General features: G+C 52.2%; 1 protein-coding gene. It reads left to right on the top strand.

Annotated elements, in window-relative coordinates:
- Positions 1–659, top strand: a 659-nt coding sequence (locus tag ACTHTQ_RS11235; RefSeq protein WP_440363965.1) for a hypothetical protein, incomplete at both ends; no start/stop codon positions are given.

Genomic DNA, 659 nt, shown 5'->3' with positions numbered 1-659 from the left:
CAGCAGATGCATTAGCGAAAGCAGGCGAAGCTAAAGATGCAGCGAAAGCAGCAGACGATAAAGCTGTAGCGGCAGATGCTAAAGCAGTAGCAGCAGATACCAAAGCTGATGGTGCGGTAGCGAAAGCGGAAGCAGCAGATGCTAAAGCAGTAGCAGCTGATACTAAAGCCGGTAAAGCGGCAACAGATGCAGCAGATGCATTAGCGAAAGCAGGCGAAGCTAAAGATGCAGCGAAAGCAGCAGACGATAAAGCAGTAGCGGCAGATGCTAAAGCAGTAGCAGCAGATACCAAAGCTGATGGTGCGGTAGCGAAAGCTGAAGCGGCAGATGCTAAAGCAGTAGCGGCAGATACCAAAGCGGGTGAAGCTAAGACAGCGGCAGCTGCGGCAGATGCTAAAGCAGTAGCGGCAGATACCAAAGCAGGTGAAGCTAAGACAGCGGCAGCTGCGGCAGATGCTAAAGCGGTAGCGGCAGATACCAAAGCGGGTGAAGCTAAAGGCCGTGCAGACGATGCTTACAATTTAGCAAGTCAAGCAGATACCAAAGCTGATGGTGCGGTAGCGAAAGCGGAAGCAGCAGATGCTAAAGCGGTAGCAGCTGATACTAAAGCCGGTAAAGCGGCAACAGATGCAGCAGATGCATTAGCGAAAGCAGGCGAA

The organism is Neisseria sp. P0020.S003, assembly GCF_051957095.1.
GTDB classification, from domain to species: Bacteria; Pseudomonadota; Gammaproteobacteria; order Burkholderiales; family Neisseriaceae; genus Neisseria; species Neisseria subflava.
The sequence above is the reverse complement of the archived record's forward strand: the minus strand, read 5'-3'. Positions and strand labels throughout refer to the sequence as shown.